The 19,762-nt window shown below is 60.1% G+C and carries 16 protein-coding genes; 8 read left to right on the plus strand and 8 right to left on the minus strand.

The annotated features are described in order from the left end of the window. Window positions 1-216 precede the first annotated feature (216 nt). The gene (locus FBZ99_RS04450) at window positions 217-573 is read right to left on the minus strand and encodes an endonuclease domain-containing protein (RefSeq protein WP_113329045.1); all 357 of its coding nucleotides are present in this window, start codon (window positions 571-573) and stop codon (window positions 217-219) included. 184 nt (window positions 574-757) lie between these two features. Between FBZ99_RS04450 and FBZ99_RS04455 the strand changes: the two genes are divergently transcribed. The 4 genes from FBZ99_RS04455 to FBZ99_RS04470 all read left to right on the plus strand — a co-directional run bounded on the left by FBZ99_RS04455 (window position 758) and on the right by FBZ99_RS04470 (window position 6,232). Then, entirely contained in the window at window positions 758-2,149 is a 1,392-nt protein-coding gene (locus FBZ99_RS04455; RefSeq protein ID WP_113329046.1) for a multicopper oxidase family protein, read from the plus strand. Between the two features lie 170 nt (window positions 2,150-2,319). Continuing rightward, entirely contained in the window at window positions 2,320-3,465 is a 1,146-nt protein-coding gene (rnd, locus tag FBZ99_RS04460) for a ribonuclease D (protein ID WP_113329047.1), read from the plus strand. A 191-nt stretch (window positions 3,466-3,656) separates the two neighbouring features. Next, window positions 3,657-4,709 carry an adenylate/guanylate cyclase domain-containing protein gene (locus tag FBZ99_RS04465; protein ID WP_145631638.1) on the plus strand — a complete coding sequence of 351 codons (1,053 nt, stop codon included), beginning with the start codon at window positions 3,657-3,659 and terminating at the stop codon, window positions 4,707-4,709. A gap of 164 nt (window positions 4,710-4,873) precedes the next feature. Then, window positions 4,874-6,232: an esterase-like activity of phytase family protein gene (locus FBZ99_RS04470; RefSeq protein ID WP_145631640.1), complete on the plus strand. Its 1,359-nt coding sequence runs from the start codon at window positions 4,874-4,876 to the stop codon at window positions 6,230-6,232. 51 nt (window positions 6,233-6,283) lie between these two features. Here FBZ99_RS04470 and ppx read toward each other — a convergent pair whose 3' ends face one another. The 4 genes from ppx to FBZ99_RS04490 all read right to left on the minus strand — a co-directional run bounded on the left by ppx (window position 6,284) and on the right by FBZ99_RS04490 (window position 11,939). Then, window positions 6,284-7,804: an exopolyphosphatase gene (gene ppx, locus FBZ99_RS04475; protein ID WP_113329049.1), complete on the minus strand. Its 1,521-nt coding sequence runs from the start codon at window positions 7,802-7,804 to the stop codon at window positions 6,284-6,286. 11 nt (window positions 7,805-7,815) lie between these two features. Further along, window positions 7,816-10,017, minus strand: a complete 2,202-nt coding sequence (locus FBZ99_RS04480; RefSeq protein ID WP_145320502.1) for an RNA degradosome polyphosphate kinase — start codon at window positions 10,015-10,017, stop codon at window positions 7,816-7,818. Between the two features lie 75 nt (window positions 10,018-10,092). Further along, complete coding sequence (gene hdaA / locus FBZ99_RS04485; protein WP_113329051.1) at window positions 10,093-10,806, minus strand: DnaA regulatory inactivator HdaA; 714 nt, start codon at window positions 10,804-10,806, stop codon at window positions 10,093-10,095. Window positions 10,807-10,808: 2 nt separating this feature from the next. Further along, window positions 10,809-11,939, minus strand: a complete 1,131-nt coding sequence (locus tag FBZ99_RS04490; protein ID WP_113329052.1) for an AI-2E family transporter — start codon at window positions 11,937-11,939, stop codon at window positions 10,809-10,811. Between the two features lie 222 nt (window positions 11,940-12,161). Here FBZ99_RS04490 and purM point away from each other — a divergent pair, with 222 nt between their 5' ends. Then, window positions 12,162-13,235, plus strand: coding sequence for a phosphoribosylformylglycinamidine cyclo-ligase (gene purM, locus FBZ99_RS04495; protein WP_145631643.1), 1,074 nt, complete (start codon window positions 12,162-12,164; stop codon window positions 13,233-13,235). Beyond that, entirely contained in the window at window positions 13,232-13,903 is a 672-nt protein-coding gene (gene purN, locus FBZ99_RS04500) for a phosphoribosylglycinamide formyltransferase (protein ID WP_113354697.1), read from the plus strand. Before purM ends, purN begins: the two co-directional genes overlap by 4 nt. 262 nt (window positions 13,904-14,165) lie before the next feature. Here the strand turns inward: purN and FBZ99_RS04505 are convergent, their stop codons facing one another. The 3 genes from FBZ99_RS04505 to FBZ99_RS04515 form a co-directional block, all read right to left on the minus strand. Further along, a complete protein-coding gene (locus FBZ99_RS04505) occupies window positions 14,166-15,335 on the minus strand; it encodes an alpha-D-ribose 1-methylphosphonate 5-triphosphate diphosphatase (protein ID WP_145631645.1) in 1,170 nt (389 codons plus the stop codon). Between the two features lie 147 nt (window positions 15,336-15,482). Further along, on the minus strand, window positions 15,483-16,076 hold the full coding sequence (locus tag FBZ99_RS04510; protein ID WP_145631647.1) for an NUDIX domain-containing protein: 594 nt from the start codon (window positions 16,074-16,076) through the stop codon (window positions 15,483-15,485). After that, window positions 16,073-18,196 carry a molybdopterin-containing oxidoreductase family protein gene (locus FBZ99_RS04515; RefSeq protein WP_233789900.1) on the minus strand — a complete coding sequence of 708 codons (2,124 nt, stop codon included), beginning with the start codon at window positions 18,194-18,196 and terminating at the stop codon, window positions 16,073-16,075. Before FBZ99_RS04515 ends, FBZ99_RS04510 begins: the two co-directional genes overlap by 4 nt. Before the next feature lie 81 nt (window positions 18,197-18,277). On the opposite strand from FBZ99_RS04515, the gene FBZ99_RS04520 reads away from it, so the two are divergent. Continuing rightward, window positions 18,278-19,129 (plus strand): 23S rRNA (adenine(2030)-N(6))-methyltransferase RlmJ, encoded by an 852-nt coding sequence (locus FBZ99_RS04520; RefSeq protein WP_145631652.1) that lies wholly within the window; start codon window positions 18,278-18,280, stop codon window positions 19,127-19,129. Between the two features lie 33 nt (window positions 19,130-19,162). Next, the gene (locus tag FBZ99_RS04525; RefSeq protein WP_145631654.1) at window positions 19,163-19,756 is read left to right on the plus strand and encodes a glutathione S-transferase; all 594 of its coding nucleotides are present in this window, start codon (window positions 19,163-19,165) and stop codon (window positions 19,754-19,756) included. Window positions 19,757-19,762: the final 6 nt, after the last annotated feature.

The raw sequence follows: 19,762 nt of genomic DNA on the forward strand, positions 1-19,762 counted from the left end.
CTTAGTTTTTGCAAGAGAGGGGGTAGGTAGGGGTGCACCCAATCTTTGAATTATACGAGCGAGAAGAGGACCCCCGCTCTTGCAATTTCAATGACTTAGAAATTGCGCTGCGCTTTGGAAAGCGTCGCAGCTCCCAGTTCGCAATTCCTAAACCATTGAAATTGCTTTCTCGCCCGCCAAGGGCGAGATAGACCTGCACCAGCTTCATCCTCCTGTTCATTCTCCGCTATTTTTCAGCTCTGCCAGAATCGTCAGGCAGACTCCCTCAAGATTTGTTGTGACCTCATGGTTCCAGACTCGCATTATACGAAAGCCCTGCTTCGAGAAATGTGCGTCTCTCGCTAGATCCCCGATGCTTTCGGCGTGTTGGGCACCGTCGACCTCGACAATGAGCCGCGCCTCGAAACATACGAAATCGAGAATGTAACCATCGATCGGAACCTGTCGCTTAAATTTGAATCCCTCAAGCTGGCTTCGACGCAAGGCCTGCCAAAGCATGTTTTCAGCCTTGGTGGCATCACTGCGCATTGTTTTCGCGAATTGGCGCAGTCGAGCCGGTACGTCGCGGCGCATGCGCCCTCCTGTTTTGGCGATTGCGTCCAGGAAAGCATACGGCTCTATCGAGATCCAGCATGACGATAAACATATCGACAGCCGCAAGTAGCTGCTGCGGCAGTTTGGCTACCTCGATGCTATTGCTGAACATTGCGGTCAACTTTAAACAGACATCCATATATCTTCGCCCCCGGAGCCCGACATGCCGATCCTTACCCGCCGCAATCTTTTGAAAGCTTCAGCCGTTGCGGGCGCTTATGGCGTTGGTATCGGGATCGCCGGGAAGTTTGCGGGCAAGGCGGCGGCCGCCGAGCCACTCACGCTGAAGACGGCCAAGATCGAGGCAAACCTTACCGACGGCGGCAAAACCAAGAACGTGCTCACCTATGGGGACGCCGGCATGCCGCCGGTCGTGCGCATGAAGAAGGGCGAAGCTTTCGCTGCCCGGCTCGTCAATGGCATAGACGAGCCGACGACCATTCACTGGCACGGCATTCGTCTGCCCAACAATATGGACGGCGTGCCCTTCCTCACCCAGCCCTACGTCTATACCGGTGATCATTTCGATTATGCCTTCATGCCGCCCGATGCCGGCACCTTCTGGTATCATCCGCATTGCAATACGCTGGAGCAGATGGGCCACGGCATGACCGGCGTCATCGTGGTCGAGAACCCCAAGGATCCCGCCTTCGATTCGGAAGTAGTGCTCAATCTGCGCGATTGGCGGATCGGCAGCGACGGCCAGTTCATCGCGCAATTCAAGCCGCGGGATGCGGCCAAGTCCGGCACCTACGGCACGGTGCGAACTGCCAATTGGCAGCAGGAGCCGCAATATGACGCGCCTTCCGGCGGGCTGGTGCGGCTGCGCATTGCCATCACCGACGTCACGCGCATCTATTCCTTCCGCATGGACGGCGCCGAGGCGACTGTGATCGCGATCGACGGCAATCCCGTGCCGCAGCGCTTTCCGCTCGATCTTTTGCAGCTCGGACCGGGACAGCGGCTGGAGCTTGCGGTGCGCATGCCCGACAGCGAAGGCGCGGTCGTCAAGCTCGAGGACATCAAAGGGACCAATCCGAAGGTGCTGGCGACGCTACGCGCCGTGGGCGCATCATTGAAGCGAGACATGCGCGATCTGGCGCCGCTTGAAGACAATCCCGTGCAGAAGGCAGATCTCGGTTCCGCCACCCATATTCCGCTGATCCTGAGCTCGACGGCGGAGAATACCGCCGACAACAGCATTTGCGGCTCGCTCGGCTACAGTTTCTGGGCGATCAACAAGGTGCCGTGGCCGGGCGATACGCCCGATCCGACCGCGCCGCTTGCCGAACTCAAGCTCGGCAAGAGCTATATCATAGACATGGAAAACGTCACGCCGCACAGCCATCCGATCCACTTGCACGGAATGAGCTTTACCGTCATCTCCTCTTCGACGCGGCAGGTGCAGCCCTTCGTCTCCGATACCTATCTGATCCAGCCGGATGAAAAGGTGCAGCTTGCCTTCGTCGCCGACAATCCCGGCGACTGGCTGCTGCATTGCCATATCATCGAACACCAGAAGACGGGCATGACGAGTTACGTGCGGGTGGCCTAGCCGGTTGCAAGCCTCTTCAATTTCCAGTGGCTTTGGTCAAAGCCCTCTCTGTTTCCGGCAATTTCAGCGAAAAGCGAAATGCGGCAAGGGCTTTGTCCGCGAAAGTATTGACATATCCGGCTGAAAGGAGAAGGAAGTTAAGAAAGTATTTTACCATTGAATGTGTTGATATGATCGAAACTACCGCCCAATTGGAGGCGGCCTGCCAAGAGCTGGCCAAGTCGGAATTCATCACCATCGATACGGAATTCCTGCGAGAAACGACCTTCTGGCCGGAGCTGTGTTTGATACAGATGGCAAGCCCCACCACCGAAGTGCTGGTGGATCCGCTGGCCAAGGGGCTGGATCTGGCACCCTTCTTCGAACTGATGGCCAATCCATCGGTTTTGAAGGTGTTTCATGCTGCGCGCCAGGACATCGAAATCATTTTCCATCGCGGCAATCTCATTCCGCATCCGATCTTCGATACCCAAGTTGCGGCGATGGTCTGCGGCTTCGGCGATTCGGTTTCCTACGATCAGCTCGTCAGCCGCATCAAGAATGTCCATATCGACAAATCTTCGCGCTTTACCGACTGGAGCCGGCGCCCGCTCTCGGAAAAGCAGCTCGACTATGCACTCGCCGACGTGACGCATCTGCGCGACGTCTATCTCTCGCTCAAGGAGCAATTACAGCGCGAAGGGCGCGCCTCCTGGCTGCAGGAGGAGATGGCGATCCTCGAAGCGCGAGAGACCTACGACCTGCATCCGGACGATGCATGGCAGCGGTTGAAGATGCGGCTACGCAAGCCGCAGGAGCTGGCCGTCCTCAAGTTCGTGGCCGCCTGGCGCGAACGCGAGGCGCGCGCCCGCAACGTTCCGCGCGCCCGCGTGCTGAAGGATGACGCGATCTATGAGATTGCGCAGCAGCAGCCGAAGGATACCGAAGCGCTGGCGCGTCTGCGCACCATTCCGAAGGGGTGGGAGCGCTCTGCCGCCGGCACGGCGGTGCTTGAAGCGATCAACGCGGCGCTGGCGCTGCCGAAGGCAGAAATGCCGCATCCGCCGCGCCACCAGCAGGCTCCCGAGGGCACGGCAGCGGCTTCCGAACTGTTGAAGGTCCTTTTGAAGCTGATTGCGGAAAAGCATGGCGTTGCGCCGAAGGTCATCGCCAATAGCGACGATCTCGACAAGATCGCCGCTGAGGGCGAGAAGGCCGATGTTGCGGCTCTGACCGGCTGGCGGCGCGATCTTTTCGGCGAGACTGCCCTGCAGCTGATCCAGGGCCAAGTGGCCCTGCGCTTCGTCGGCAAGCGGATCGAGACCGTCGCCCTCTAGCAGCGACATTCTCCTTTCCCGACGCCTTGCGATTGCGTATGATTCGCGCATCGAGATACCGGCTGCCATCACGATTGCGCCGCAAATCTCGTGAAATGAACGTCTTGTGTAATCGTTCTATTCGATGACGTTCCAGTTTGCCGGCGCAATCCCGCGTCGATGACAGGCGTCGCTTCTCGGCGGAAAAGTGAATGGGCATCTTCCATTCGATGCGCAACTGGATCCTGACATCGCTATTCGTCGCTTCGACGGGCGTCATCTACGGCAAGCTATTCTTCCCACAGGCGCCGATGTACATCGGTGCAGTCTTTGCGCTGTTCTGCGGCATGCCGCTGCTGGTCTTCGAACGCCGCATGATCCTGCCGCGGCTGAACGACTGGATGCATCGGCTGCCGACGCCGGCTTTCATCCTTTCGGCCCTGGTCGTCGATTTCCTGCTGATGAGCGCCGGCTACGCCATGGCGGGCAGTATCATGAAGCTTCTGGGGCTGGTCGATGGCTCCTGGGAAGATCTTACGCTGCTGAAGATAGACGTCTATCTTTATGCTGTCGTCGTCACCGCCATTGTCATTTTCATCGGCCGCGTGCGGGAATTGCTTGGGCGCGACGTCTTCTCCAGCCTGTTGACCGGCCGCTACCGCAATCCGGTGCAGGAGGAGCGCGTCTTTCTGTTCATCGATCTCGTCGGCTCGACTGCTTTTGCCGAGGAACATGGCGACCTGAAAACGCAGGAATTCCTCGGTGCGGTATTCGGTTCCATGGCCGAGCCGGTACGGCGGCATAAGGGCGCGATCGACGACTATATCGGCGATGCCGCCATCATCACCTGGCCGCTCCAACGGGGCGTCAAGAATGCCAATTGCGTGCGCTGCGTATTCAATATCCTCGACGATATCGAAAAAAACGCCGAAACATGGCTGAAATCCTATGGCAGGGTACCGCGTTTGCGGGCCGCTCTCCACGGCGGCAGCATCGTGACGGCGGAAATCGGCGTCGACCACCACAAGATCGCCTATTTCGGCGACACGGTGAACACGACCGCAAGGCTGGAGTCTCTCTGCAAAACGCTGGAGCGTCAGGTGCTGATTTCAAGCGACCTTGCCAGAAGGATGGAGCTTCCCGAAGGGGTCATCAAGGAAGAGCTCGGTGAACATGCCGTTCGCGGCCGCGATCAGCACCTTGGCGTCATCGCCCTTCACGCGCAGGACCAGCAGGCGCTGAAGACCATTCGCAATATATCGTGAGCAATACACATCGCTAGCTGCAGTCCGATATTGATGCACGCCAGGGCTTCACAGCCTATGGGTTGTCCACAGTCACCAAATCTTCACCTGAGCGTTAATTCACCGACATGGCTCCCCTGTTAAGCGGGATTGTTTTCACCACTTCTCGCCAACAAGGTGACATAATGACCCGAATCCTTTCCGCTTCCACGGCACTTTTCATTCTGCTTGCCGCCTCGGCGCAAGCAGACGAGCAGCAATTCAAGGCAAAGCTCGTCGGCCAGGCGATCCTGCCGGCCAACACCATCACTGCCGCCCCAGCCGATGCGGCAGATTTCTTGAAAACGTCAGGCAAATTCACCACGCCGGATCGCAAGCGCACCGACGCTCTCGGCACCGTGCCGGGCAAGGATGGCGCCCGCGTCACCGACCTGAAGCTGCCCTTCGCCGGCCAGCCGATTCAGGGCTTCTCCGGCATCAAGACCATGCCCGACGGCACCTTCTGGACGCTCTCCGACAATGGCTTCGGCTCCAAGCAGAACTCTTCCGACGCGATGCTTTTCCTGCATCAGCTGAAATTCGACTGGGACGGGGGCAAGGTCGAGGTCGTCAAGAATCTGTTCCTGTCCGACCCGAACAAGAAGGCCCCCTTCCCGATCGTTATGGAAGGCGCCGACAAGCGTTACCTGACAGGCGCCGACTTCGACATCGAATCGATCCAACCTGTTGCCGATGGCTTCTGGATCGGCGATGAATTCGGCCCTTACCTGCTGAAATTCGACACGAACGGCCAGCTGACCGACGTCTTCGCAACGACGCTCGACGGCAAGCCGGTCCTGTCTCCTGACAATCCGCTGATCCAGCTGCCCGGCAACCCCACGCAGAAGATGCCGGCCTTCAACCTGAAGCGCTCCGGCGGCTTCGAGGGCCTCGCCATGTCGAAGGACGGCTCCAAGCTCTACGGTCTGCTGGAAGGCCCGATCTACAAGGATGACGGCCAGATGGAGAGCGTCGACGGCAAGACGGCCATCCGTGTCATCGAATTCGATGTTGCGTCGAAGAGCTGGACCGGCCGCAGCTGGCTCTATCTCTTCGCGGACAAGGGTGTGTCGATCGGCGATTTCAACATGCTCGACGAGACGACGGCCCTGGTCATCGAACGCGACAACGGCGCCGGCACGAAGGACAAGGCCTGCGCCGATCCCAAGCAGCCGAAGCCGGATTGCTTCGAGGCTCCGGTCGAGCTGAAGCGCGTCTATAAGATCGAGTTCAGCGACGCCAATGTCGGCAAGTCCGTTCGCAAGATCGGCTATATCGATCTGCTGCGCATCGAAGATCCCGATCACAAGCGTCGCCAGGGCGGCGGCGAAGGCTTTTACGACATGCCCTTCGTCACGATCGAGAATGTCGATCGCGTCGATGCCACACATATCGTCATCGGCAATGACAATAATCTGCCCTTCTCGGCAGGCCGTGCCGTCGATAAGGCTGACGACAACGAGTTCAGCCTTCTTGAAGTGGGCGATTTCCTGAACGCGAAATAAGTCGCGGCGAAACGGCCTCTCCCTGGTTTGCGGGGAGAGGCTTCAAAAAACCTATTCGAAGCGGAAGGCCAAGCGGCGGTTCGTAAGCTTGCCGAGCTGCTGCAGGCGCCCATCCAGTCGCTCGCCCGCAAAATCGTGATACTCGGCGGGGACGACGAATTCGAGGTCTAGATCCGGATTTGTCGAACGGCGGAACGACAGGTTGCGGACAATACCGGGCATTGACGCCGAGAAGAGATAGACGACACGCAACAGGCCGCCGAGCAGCTTGGCCCGCTCGATGTAGAGCGGCGTCGCGATCGTTGCCAGCGGCTCGGTCGCTCCATCGTCGTTCAAACCCTCGAAGCGATAGTAGTTGGCAAGTGCGATGAAGGCGCGGCCGGCATGGGTGATGCCGACGAAGGAGGTGTGGGCGATGATGTTCAGCGCCTGCAGGCCGCGATAATCGGGATGGGCGCGCCAGCTGATGTCGGCAAGCAGGCAGGCTGCCTGGCGATAGCGGCTCTCTTCTTCGGTCTCGGTGATACCGAAAAAGGGCATCATCCGCCCCGTCCAATCGGCAAGCTCGCGGGCATGTTCCGGCGAACGCGCACGCAGGATGGCAAGCTCGCCGGCTGCGGTGAGCAACGGATCGCTGTTGCGCTCCGCCTCCGTCAGCAGCGAATAGAGATAACCTTCACGAACGCCCTGAGCGGAGAAGGAGATGACGGACGGCTTCATAGCGGTCAGTACTTCGCGCATGGCGACCGCGCCGAAAGGCAGCAGCGAACGACGATGCTTGGAAACCGCCTGCAGAGCGGGGTCCTTCGAATCCTTCGATTCGACGATCTGATCCAGAAAGCGGATCATCTCATCGAGCGGCACTTCATAGCCCTGCATCATGTGCAGCGGATATTTGCGGATTTCCATGTGCAGCTTGGCCACGCTTCGCCATGTGCCGCCAACTGCGTAGAATGTCCGGCCCTCGCCCTTGCTCAGGAGCTTCGCGGTCTTGACATGCTTGCGCGCGAAGCTGCGCGCCTTCTCAATCGAGCCGCCAGCATATTCGGAGAGGCGCAGGCCGCCAAGCGGCAGCGTGATGCCCTTGCCGATCTCCCGGTCCTTGATGTCGATCAGCTCCAGCGAGCCGCCACCAAGATCTCCGGCAATGCCATCGGGATGGTAAAAACCGCTGATAATGCCAAGCGCGGAAAAGCGTGCCTCTTCTTCGCCAGACAGCACGCGCACCTTGCGCTGGAGGATGGCTTCTGCCTGATGGATGAACTGCGGACCATTGCTGGCCTCACGCGCTGCGGCTGTCGCCAGCACGTAGATGGTGGATGCGCGCGCCTGATCGGAGAGCGCCTTGAAGCGATGCAGCGCGGCAAGCGCCCGCGCCACGCTTTCCTCGTCCATCTTCCCCGTCAGCGCTATGCCCTTGCCGAGGCCGCACAGCACTTTTTCGTTGAAGAGGATGGTTGGCGACCGCGAATGGCCTTCATAAACGACAAGGCGGACCGAGTTCGACCCGATATCGACAACGGAGACAGGGGCGATGCCCGGAAGACGCCCCTGGGCTTCTGATTCAACCATGCAGGTCCAATTTATTTGTTGCGGCCCGACAGCAGCCCAGCGATGAGTTTCGGTGCGCTGGATTTCAAGGCTTCACCACGGCCGGACAGGCTGGGATTGGTCATGAAATACTGCTGTGCATTGAATGGCTCTTTTCCCTGACGCACTTCCATGCGCCGTGAAGTCCCGTCCGGCAATATCTCGTAGCTTTGCTGATTGTCAATGATATTGCCCAGCATGATCTGTGAAAGCACCTGTTCATGCACGGTCTTGTTGGTGAGCGGCACGAGCGTTTCGACACGGCGGTCGAGGTTTCTCGGCATCATGTCGGCCGAGCCGATATAGACCAGCGCCTTGTCCGACGGCAGGCCGTGACCGTCGCCGAAGCAGAAGATGCGGCTGTGCTCAAGGAAGCGGCCGACGATGGATTTGACGCGGATCCTTTCCGAAAGCCCGGGAATCTGCGGACGCAGGCAGCAAATGCCGCGCACGACAAGCTCGATATCGACGCCGGCGTTGCTGGCGCGATACAGAGCGTCGATGATTTCGGGATCGACGAGCGAATTCATCTTCATCCAGATCGCCGCCGGACGGCCGTTCCTAGCATGTTCGATCTCGCCTTCGATATGCTGAAGGATGCGCGGACGCAGCGTATAGGGCGAAACGGCGATCTTCATGCCCTGTTCCGGCTCACCGTAACCGGTAATGAAGTTGAAGATGTTCGCCATGTCATGGGCGATCGTCGGATCACAGGTGAAGTAGGAAAGATCGGTGTAAATCTTGGCGGTAACCGGATGATAGTTGCCGGTGCCGAGATGGCAATAGGTCCGCAACTTGCCATCTTCGCGGCGCACGACCATGGACATCTTCGAATGCGTCTTAAGCTCGATGAAGCCGAAGACGACCTGCACGCCGGCGCGCTCCAGATCGCGCGCCCAGCGGATGTTGGCTTCTTCGTCAAATCGAGCCTTCAGTTCCACCAACGCGGTAACTGATTTGCCGAGATCGGCTGCATCGATCAGCGCACGGACGATGGGGCTGTCATTTGACGTGCGGTAAAGCGTCTGTTTTATCGCCAGAACATCAGGATCCCTAGCAGCCTGGAGAAGGAACTGGACCACCACGTCGAAGGATTCATAGGGGTGGTGGACGACCATGTCCTTTTCACGGATCGCGGCGAAGCAATCGCCGGCATGTTCGCGGACGCGCTCAGGAAATCGGGCATTGTAGGGCTCGAAACGCAGATCGTCGCGCGGCGCCTTGCAGATTTCGGAAAGCGTGTTGAGCGCGAGAAGGCCGGGCAGAACCGCGATGCGGTTTCCCGGAACGTTCAGCGACTCCACCACGAACTGGCGAAGCTCGAGCGGCATTTCGGAGTCCGTCTCGATGCGGATCACGGAACCGCGGCGGCGACGCTTCAGCGCGGTTTCGAAGAAGCGCACCAGATCTTCGGCCTCTTCCTCGACTTCGATATCGCTGTCTCGAATAATGCGGAAGGTACCGGAGCCCTGCACTTCGTAACCCGGATAAAGCCGGTGGATGAAGATGTTCACCACATCTTCGAGCGTGATGTAGCGGATGACGTTGCTGGCGTCAGGCAGGCGCACGAAACGATCGAGCGCCGGCGGCAGGCGCAACAGCGCCGTCATCGGCTCGCGGCCATTCATGCTCTTCAGCTGCAGCGCGATCGAGAAGCCGAGGTTCGGAATGAACGGGAACGGATGGGCCGGATCGATGGAGAGCGGCGTCAGGACCGGGAAGATCGCCTGTTCGAATTCGGTATGGAGCCACTGTCGGTCGGCATCGGAAAGGGCGGCCGGGCGTACGATCAGAATATCTTCCTTGGCGAGATATTGCTGCAGGACGGCGAGCGAAGCCTGCTGCTCCATCTGCAGATTGTCGATCTCGCGCAGGATATCATCGAGCTGTTCGGCCGGCGTCTTGCCATCTGGGGTGCGCACGAGAATCTTCTGGCGGACCTGGCCCTCAAGACCGGCAACGCGCACCATGAAGAACTCATCGAGGTTCGCGGCGGAAATCGAAAGGAAGCGGACGCGTTCCAGCAGCGGATGGGCGGTGTTCAGCGTCTCTTCAAGGACGCGGCGGTTGAACTGCAGCCAGGAGAACTCGCGGTTGATGAAGCGCTCGGGGCTGGTCAGCAATTCGCTGACCGCAGGTGCGGTCTCTGGATTTTCCTGGTTGGCGTCCTGATGTTCCGTGAGTGCCGAGTCCATGTTCCACCTACCCTCTTTCCAATCCTGTGCCACGTATATCAGTTTGACGACGGAACTGTGACAGTCGATGTCAGCTCAATCCGGCTGACCGGAGCCACCCAGTTCGTTCAAGACCTCGGCTGCCAACAGGCGCGTGATCCTTGTTCCTCGCGCCAATGCCAGCCGGTCCAGCCTGTCGACGATCAGCTGCGCTGCGTTCAGGGAACGCTCCATGCGATTGACGATATAGAGGACGAGTTTGTCATCGATATAAAGCTGGCGATCGGCGAATAGCTTGACGATCACCTGCGACAGCAATTCCTCGTCCGGCTCACCGATCTCGACCACCGTCGCCGCCTTCAGGCGCGAGCGCAGGTCGGGCAGCGTCACCGGCCACGACATCGGCCAGAGCCGGCTCGTCATCAGAAGACTGGTGCCGTTTTCGCGCACACTGTTGATGACATGAAAAAGCTCGGTATCGTCAAAACCGAGGCGATCCACGTCTTCGAAAATGACGGGGCCGTTCGCCGCTGCAACTGCCGCAGCGGAGCCGGCCACCGGGTGAATGTGGACTGCCCCACATCGCTCTGCCCAGATGCTGGCAAGATGCGATTTGCCCGACCCGACAGGACCGGCCAGGATCACCACCGGCGACGGCCAGTGCGGCCAGGAATCGACGATCTTCACCGCCGCGCTCAAGGGATCGGCGACGAGCAGATCGTCGCGCCCGTTTGCGGGATCATGCGTAAAGGCCAAGGGCAGCTGCTCGGCGGCCTTGCGCCTTAGATCAGCGTTCTTTGCGTCGGTCATGTCTAGCTATTCTCGGTCTTGCCGGCCTTGGCTCTGCGCGCCTTGCCCGCTTCCGAGCGTCCATAATAGAGATCGCTCTGAAGGTAGCGCGAAAGGGCGAAGCGGACAAGAACGCCGCAGGCGGCAGCGGCCGGGACCGCTATCAGCAGCCCGACAAAGCCGAAAAGCGCACCAAAGGCAAAAAGGGCGAACATCAGCCAGACCGGATGGAGGCCCACGCTTTCGCCGACAAGCTTCGGCTGCAGCACATTGCCTTCCAGAAACTGGCCGGTGAAGAAGACGACGAGCGTCAGGCCGACCCAGAGATAATCCGGCCAGAACTGAACCAGTGCGACGCCGACGGCCAGAACGAGGCCGACCATCGAGCCGACATAGGGAATGAAGCTGATCATGCCGGCGAAGAGGCCGATCAGCAGACCGAAATTCAGGCCAACCAGCGAGAGACCGACGCCGTAATAGACGCCGAGAATAATGCAGAGCGAACCCTGCCCTCGAATGAAGCCGGCGATTGCCTGGTCGATCTCGCGAGCGATCTGGCGAACGGTGGCGACATGATCGCGCGGGATCCAGTCGTCCACCTTGGCGACCATCCGATCCCAGTCGAGCAGCATATAGAAGGCGACGACGGGTGTGACGACCATCAGCGAGATGATGTTGACCAGCGCCTTGCCAGAGCTCCAGAGCTGCGCGAACAGGCCGCCGACGAAGCTCAAACCTTCGGACATGATGCTGGAGAAATTGTCCTTGATCGCGCCGAGCTGGTTGCGGATCCAATCCGGCAGCACCATCGTCTGCGCCTTGGCGATCAGCTGCTGGATCTGCTGCACATAGGTCGGAATGTGCTGAATGAAATCGTTGAACTGATTGACGATGATCGGGATGAAGATCGTCAGCGCCAGCGCGAAGATCAGTATGAAGGAGACCAGGATTACCACCGTCGCCATCAGGCGGCTGAGGCCGATCCGCTCCAGCCGGTCGGCGACCGGATCGAGAAAATAGGCTACCGCCATGCCAGCGATAAACGGCAGCAGGATCGTGCTGAAGATATAGATAAAGGCGATGAAGACGACGAGCACGATCACCCAGAAGGTGACTTGACGCTTGAGGCTCGCCCCGCTGACCTTTTGCTCCATCGTCTTCCCCGTTGTTTCGCGCCCGTTTGCCGTGTGCTTAGGACATAGGATGATGCCGCAATTATGGTCAAGCCTGCGGCCGGAAATCTGCCTTGAGCAATGGGAAGCGGGGAAAATCGAAGGGTTTGCGGCGCTTGCGCCTTGCATAAAGGCCCCTATCATGCAATGGCGAGCCGATCAAAGCCCTGTCATAATGGACGGGCGGCCATCGGAGGCGGAAGCATGAGCCAGTCTGGAAAAAACGGTCTGACCTATAGCGACGCGGGCGTCGATATCGATGCCGGCAACCTGCTGGTCGAAAAGATCAAGCCTGCCGTCCGTTCGACGCGCCGGCCGGGTGCCGATGGTGAAATCGGCGGCTTCGGCGGCCTGTTCGATCTCAAGGCCGCCGGCTTTATCGATCCGGTGCTGGTGGCTGCCAATGACGGCGTCGGAACCAAGCTGAAAATCGCGATCGATGCCAACTATCACGACACTGTCGGCATCGATCTCGTTGCCATGTGCGTGAACGATCTGGTCGTCCAGGGCGCTGAGCCGCTCTTTTTCCTAGATTACTTTGCCACCGGCAAGCTCGACCCGGATCAAGGTGCGGCGATCGTGGGCGGCATCGCGGCCGGCTGCCGTGATGCAGGCTGTGCGCTGATCGGCGGCGAGACCGCGGAAATGCCAGGCATGTATTCCCATGGCGATTACGATCTGGCGGGCTTTGCCGTCGGTGCGGCCGAGCGCGGCCAGCTGCTGCCCTCGGGCGACATTGCCGAAGGCGACATCATTCTCGGCCTCGCTTCGTCAGGCGTTCATTCCAACGGCTTCTCGCTGGTGCGCAAGATCGTCGAGCTTTCCGGTCTTGGCTGGGATGCACCGGCTCCCTTCGCCGAAGGCAAGGCGCTGGGCGAAGCGCTGCTGACACCGACGCGCATCTATGTGAAGCCGCTGCTCAACGCCATCCGCGAAACCCACGCCCTGAAGGCACTTGCACACATCACCGGCGGCGGCTTTCCGGAGAATATTCCGCGCGTACTGCCGAAGCATCTGGCTGCTGAAATCGATCTTGCCGCGGTGAAGGTGCCGCCGGTCTTCTCCTGGCTTGCCAAGACGGGCGGCGTCGAAGCGAAGGAAATGCTGCGCACCTTCAACTGCGGCATCGGCATGATCGTGGTCGTTGCTGCCGAGAACGTTGAGCCCGTGAAGGCCGTGCTTGAGGCAGAAGGCGAAGCCGTCGTTACGCTCGGCCGCATGGTCGCTCGCGAAGAAGGCGCTCCCGGCACCGTCTACAAGGGCACGCTCGCTCTATGACCACGCCGCGCAAACGCGTCGTCGTCTTCATCTCGGGCGGCGGCTCCAACATGCTGGCTCTTCTGAAGGCCACGAAGGCAGCGGACTACCCGGCAGAGATCGTCGGTGTCATCTCCGACAAGGCGGATGCCGGTGGTCTCGCGAAGGCTGCGGCGGAAGGCATTGCGACCTTCGCTTTCGTCCGCAAGGAATTTCCCAGCAAGGAAGCCCATGAAGAGGCGATCCTTTCGCAGCTGGAAGCCCTCTCGCCCGATATCATCTGCCTTGCCGGCTATATGCGGCTGCTCTCCGGCCGCTTCATCCAGGCCTACAAGGGCCGGATCATCAACATCCATCCCTCTCTGCTGCCGCTTTTCCCAGGCCTGCATACGCATCAGCGCGCCATTGACGCGGGCATGCGCATTGCCGGCTGCACCGTGCATTTCGTCACCGAAGGCATGGACGAAGGTCCTGTCGTCGGCCAGGCTGCCGTGCCCGTCTTAACCGACGATACCGCCGGCAGCCTTGCCGCCCGCGTGCTCACGGTCGAGCATCAGCTCTATCCGCAATCGCTGCGGCTGCTGGCGGAAGGCAAGGTCAGGATGGAAGATGGCAAGGCCGTGAGCTTTGGCAAGGCGACTGCTGTCGATGAGCGGCAGATTTTGTCACTGCTTGGAGACGCGGAATAATTACGCAACTCTGGCTTCGAACAGCCCCTCATCCGCCCTTCGGGCACCTTCTCCCCAAGGGGAGAAGGTGGAAGTGCTTCGGATGCTGCCTTTTCAATAACGAAGCTAATCTCGTCCGGGACTGTGTAACTCCATTAGAAGGTGGAAACGTCACCCTCTTAGCGAGATACTTTTGTCGAGCTGGTGCGTCTAGCAAAAACCCCTTCTCCCCTCGGAGAGAAGGTGCCCAAAGGGCGGATGAGGGGGATGCCAGATGCCTCCCTCAAGCCGCCATTGCCATCAGCGGATGCAGCGTGCCGTCGCTATAGACGATGCGGCCGCCGCGGAAGGTGGCGCGGATGCGGTGAACCGAGCCGGGCTCGACGGCGACCAGATCGGCAAGCTGGCCGACAGCGATTTCGCCGCGATCCGTCAGGCCGGCGGAACGGGCGGCGTTGGCGGTTGCCGTCGCAACGGCCGCCGGCAGACCGCCAGCGACAACATCAGCAATCTTGAAAATAGCCGGCACGAAGGCGGCCGGGTGATAATCGGCCGCGATGATGCCGAGTAGACCGGATCGCGCCGCATCCAGCGCGCTGAGATTGCCGGACATGGACTGGCCGCGCAGCGCGTTTGGTGCGCCCATTAGTGTCCAGAGACCGCGGCGGCAGGCTTCCTCCGCCGCCGGTCCGGTCACCGGAAATTCGCTGATCGTCACGCCGAGATCGTGCATCGCCGCCACCTTCTCGGGGCTGTCGTCATCATGCGAGGCGAGCGACAGCTTGTGCTTCAGCGCAAGGTCGACCACTTCATGGAGCTTGCGCTCGATCTCAGGATCCTCGCGCTGCGCAATGCGCTTTGCCACGACCTCCTCGGCCGCCTCACGCGACATGGACCGGCGCTCGGACATGCTGCGGATGTAGCTTTCGATGTCGTTGTACTGCCCCTGCCCCGGTGTATGGTCGGTGAGCGAAACCATATCGACGGAGCCCTCTTCCAGGAGCCGCTCCAGGGTCGGAGCCGCGCCGAGATTGGTGATTTCGTAGCGTGCGTGGACACGATGGTCGATCAGAAGCTCGTCCCGCAGGCTGCCGATGCCACGGATCACTGCCGAAGTGGTTTCGAGCGAACGGACGTGGCCGTAGACGCTTTCGGTCGCAAAGGAGAGCGCCGCGAAAGCGGTGGTGACGCCAGCGGCCGCCAGCTTCTTGTCCAGCTCGTGAATGCCGAAATCGATCGGCATCATCGCATTCGGCCGCGGCGCGATTTCGCGCTCCACCATGTCGCAATGCAGATCGACGAAGCCTGGCATCAGCAAGCGGCCGCCGCCATCAAACGTCGGCTGCTCCACCGGCTCCGAGCGGATTTCGGCAATCACGCCGTCTTCGATGCGCACGGCGCCTCTCTCGACGACTTCATTGGGAAGAACGAGCGTGAAATTGCTGAGCCACATCGGCTTTCTCCTGAAACAGCGTCCATGATCGAAGGAGGCTCGGAAACATTCGAATGTTTCCGGCCAGCACGCCCCGGTAAGCTCGATTCGTGACATTGTGATGAATGGCGAGCAGAGTTTTTACAAAGCTCCCGCTCACCCGTTAGTCTATCTCAAGCTGGCGACATTCAAAGCCGCCCATTGCAGTAGCATGATCGTCTTGGCGTCATAGATATCGCCCTTCTCGATCATCGCCATTGCATCGGACAGGCGAACTTCCAGCCCCTCGATATCCTCATGCTCCTCCGCAAGGCCGCCACCATCGGCTACACGGTCGGACGTATCGATCACCGCGGCGAAGAAATGGATAACCTCGGTCGAGGAACCGGGCGACGTCATCGATTTGAAGAGGAAGCGGACGTCGCGCACGCGAAAGCCGGTCTCTTCCATGGCTTCGCGGCGGATCGCGGCCTCCGGATCGTCACCATCGAGCAGGCCGGCGGGCACCTCGATCATCCGGTCGGGAAGACCGACAAGATGGGACGGAAGACGGTATTGCCGGACGAGTATCACCGTTTCGCGCTTTGGATCATAAAGCAGGATGCAGGCCGCCGGCGTGCGGTGATAGACCTCGCGCTTCAGGCGATGCTTTTCGCCCTGCGAATCCGTGTAGTCGACCTCAAATGTGCTCAGCCGCGTCCATTGATCCGCCAGCGTCCTTTCGCTGACGATTTCGGCTTTCGCCTTTTCGAATTCACTCATGCCATATCCTTGCGGAGCCATACCTTGTTGTCGTGGACAGCCGCGCCGCCATATGGCGCGACCGGATCGGCGCCGGTGAGCACATTGATGCCCTCACCATCGACGTGAGCCTTGTTCGGCCAGAGGCCCTCGGCGATCAGCACGCCCGGCTTCACTTCCGCTGTCACGCGCGCATGCAGGCGGATATTGCCGCGTGTATTGCCGATGCGAACCAGCTCGCCATGAACAATATCAAGCCGTTCGGCATCGGCCGGGTTGACCATCACCTCGGGACGCCCTTCCTTCTGGCGCGACGTCTTCGTTTCCGCGAAACTGGAATTCAGGAAGTTGCGCGATGGCGAGGTCGCGAGCCGGAACGGATGCTCGGGATCGGCCACCTCGATCACATCGACCTGATCCGGAAACTCCGGCAGCTCGACATGCGGCCCGAGCAATCCGACCGATGCTGGCGGACGGTTCGGCGCCGGCTGGTTGGTCCAATCGGGGCGAAAGCGGAACTTGCCGTCGGGATGGGCAAAACCCTTGATAAAATGGGCCTCCTCGAAATCCGGCTGGCGATCGAACCATTTGTGTTCGAGGAAATAATCATAGTCCGGCAGACCGCTTCTGGACAGAACCCGGTCGATCATCTCGCGAGCGGAGAAGCCGAAGCCGGGGCAATCCGCAACGCCGAGGCGTTTGGCGAGCTCCTCGATTACAAAGAGATTGCTGCGCACGGTTGGCGGCGGCTCGACAAGCTTCGGCCCGAGAAGGATGTGGTTCTGGCCACCGGCGCGATAGATGTCGTCATGCTCGACGAACATGGTGGCGGGGATGACGATATCGGCCATGTCAGCCGTATCGGTCATGAACTGCTCGTGCACAGCGACGAAGAGATCGGAACGGGCGAAGCCGCGTTTCACCAGCCGCTGCTCTGGCGCGATATTCACCGGATTGGTGTTCTGGATCAGCATGGCGGTCACGGGACCGCGATGACGCAGCGCCACGGCATCACCGGTCAAGGCGCGGCCGATCTGCGACTGGTCGATCATGCGGATATCCATATCCTTCATGGCGCGGCCGGTCAGCTCGCTCGCATCCATGCGGAAGATATCGCTGTTCGAATGGAAGGCGCCGCCGCCCTCATATTGCCAAGAGCCGAGCACCGTCGCGATCGACGCTGCCGCGTGCATGGCGATCGCGCCATTGCGCTGACGGGTAAAGCCGTAGCCGAGCCGGAAATAGGTCTTCTTCGTCGTCCCCACGAGTTTGGCGAAGGCTTCGATCTCATCGACCGAGAGGCCGGTTATGGCCGCGGCCCATGCCGGGGTTTTCGATTTCAGGTGTTCTTCCAGGCCGGCGGGATCGTCGGCATATTTGGCCATGTAATCGCGGTCGGCATAGCCGTCACGGAAGGCGATGTGCATGACGGCGCAGGCAAGCGCCGCATCCGTGCCCGGCTTGACGATCAGAGCCATGTCGGCCTGCTTCATCGTCGGATTGTCATAGATATCGACGACGACGATCTTGGCGCCGCGTTCCTTGCGGGATTTCACCGCATGGGTCATGACGTTGACTTGGGTGGCAACCGCATTGGTGCCCCAGATGACGACGCAATCAGTACGGCCCATCTCGCGCGGATCGGGGCCACGCAACACGCCCGTCGCCATGGTGAAGCCGGTCCAGGCCGGATTGGTGCAGATCGATGAGAAGAAACCGGAATAGCGCTTGGCATGGCGCAGCCGCTCGATGGAATCGCGCTGCACCCAGCCCATCGTACCGGCATAGAAATAGGGCCAGATCGCCTCGCTGCCGTCCTTCGCTTCAGCCTTGATGAAGGCTTCGGCGATTTCGTCCAGCGCATCGTCCCAGGAGAGCTCCTGCCAGCGCCCCTCACCCTTGGCGCCGGCACGGCGGAGCGGTTTCATCAGACGATCGGGGTGATAAAGCCGTTCGGCATAGCGGGCGACCTTGGCGCAGATGACGCCGGCGGTATAGGAATGATCGTTGGCGCCGCGAACCCGGCCGATTCTGCCGTCTTCAGTCAGATCGACCTCCAGCGCGCAGGTGGAGGGACAGTCATGCGGACAGGCTGTGTGCCCGATGCGCGATTTGGCTTGGATAGGGGTCGCAATGTTCATGAGGTTTGTATATTTCAAGCGGAGACCGGCCACTAGAGACAATCCGGCCCATCTCAACAATTCATGCGGACTTCACCGACAATGAACTATCGGCACATCTACCACGCGGGCAATTTTGCCGATGTCTTGAAACACGCAATCCTCGCCCGCCTCGTCCGCTACATGCAGAACAAGGACAAGGCCTTTCGCGTTCTCGATACCCATGCCGGCATCGGGCTTTACGATCTCTCCTCCGAAGAAGCGCAGAAGACCGGCGAATGGCGAGATGGTATCGGCAAGGTGCTGGAGGCGGAATTGGTGCCGCAAGTGGCGGACCTGCTGGAGCCCTATCTTGCCACCATCCGCGAGCTGAACCCCGAGGGCGGCGTCAGGCTCTATCCCGGCTCGCCGAAGCTTGCCCGCATGCTGTTTCGCCCGCAAGACCGGCTTTCGGCGATGGAACTGCATCCGGATGATTTCCAGCGGCTACACCGCCTCTTCGAAGGCGATCACCATGCCCGCGTTACCGAGCTGGACGGCTGGCTGGCGCTCGGCGCTCATCTGCCGCCAAAGGAGAAGCGCGGCATCGTGCTCGTCGACCCGCCTTTCGAAGAGGAAGGCGAATATGAGCGGCTGATCGAAGGCTTGGCCAAAGCCTGGCGCCGCTTTCCCGGCGGCACCTATTGCCTTTGGTATCCGATCAAGAAGGATGCGCCGATCAAGCCGTTTCACGAGGCACTGCAGGCGCTCGAAATTCCGAAGATGCTCTGCGCGGAGTTGATCGTCAAAAGCGATCGCAGTTTCACCGGGCTCACAGGCTCCGGTCTCATCATCGTCAATCCGCCTTTCACGCTGAAGGACGAGTTGCATGCGCTGCTGCCGGCCCTGAAGGATATTCTGGCGCAGGACCGCTTCGCCTCGCAGCGGGCCTTCTGGCTGCGTGGCGAACATTGAGACTATTCACATCCATATCCCGCAGGTGATTTCATGAGACTTCTTTGCTCGTCCACCTCCCCCTTTTCCAGCAAGGTGCGCATGGCGGCACGCCATCTCGGCATCAAGCTGGAAGAAATTCATGTCGACACAAATGCCGGGCCGACTCTGCTGATCGACAACAATCCGCTCGGCAAGATCCCGACATTGCTGACCGGCGACGGCGAGGCGATTTTCGACAGCCGCGCCATCATGCATTATTTCGATCGTCACGAGGGCGGGCTCTATCCATCGAAGAAGGGCAAGCGCACCGAAATCGAAGTTCTGGAGGCGCTGATCGACGGCACCAACGAGTGCCTGCTGTCGATCGTCTACGAGCGCCGCCTTCGCGAGCCCGAGAAGCAGCATCAGCCCTGGATCGACCGGCAGTGGACGAAGGTCAGCCGCGCCCTCACCCATCTCGACGCCGAGCCGCCGAAGATCGGCAAGAAGCTGCATGCGGGTCATTTCGCGCTTGCCTCCCTTGTCGGCTATCTGCAGCTCCGCTTCGAAGGGCAGTGGGAAGCGGACCATGCGGGATTGATAGACTGGGCGCGCAAATTCGAGAAGCATTTCCCCGATTTTCCAGCGATGAAGCCGCAGGTCTAACGCTGT

Origin of the sequence: Rhizobium sp. ERR 1071 (assembly GCF_007828675.1) — a bacterium.
Lineage (GTDB): Bacteria > Pseudomonadota > Alphaproteobacteria > Rhizobiales > Rhizobiaceae > Rhizobium > Rhizobium dioscoreae.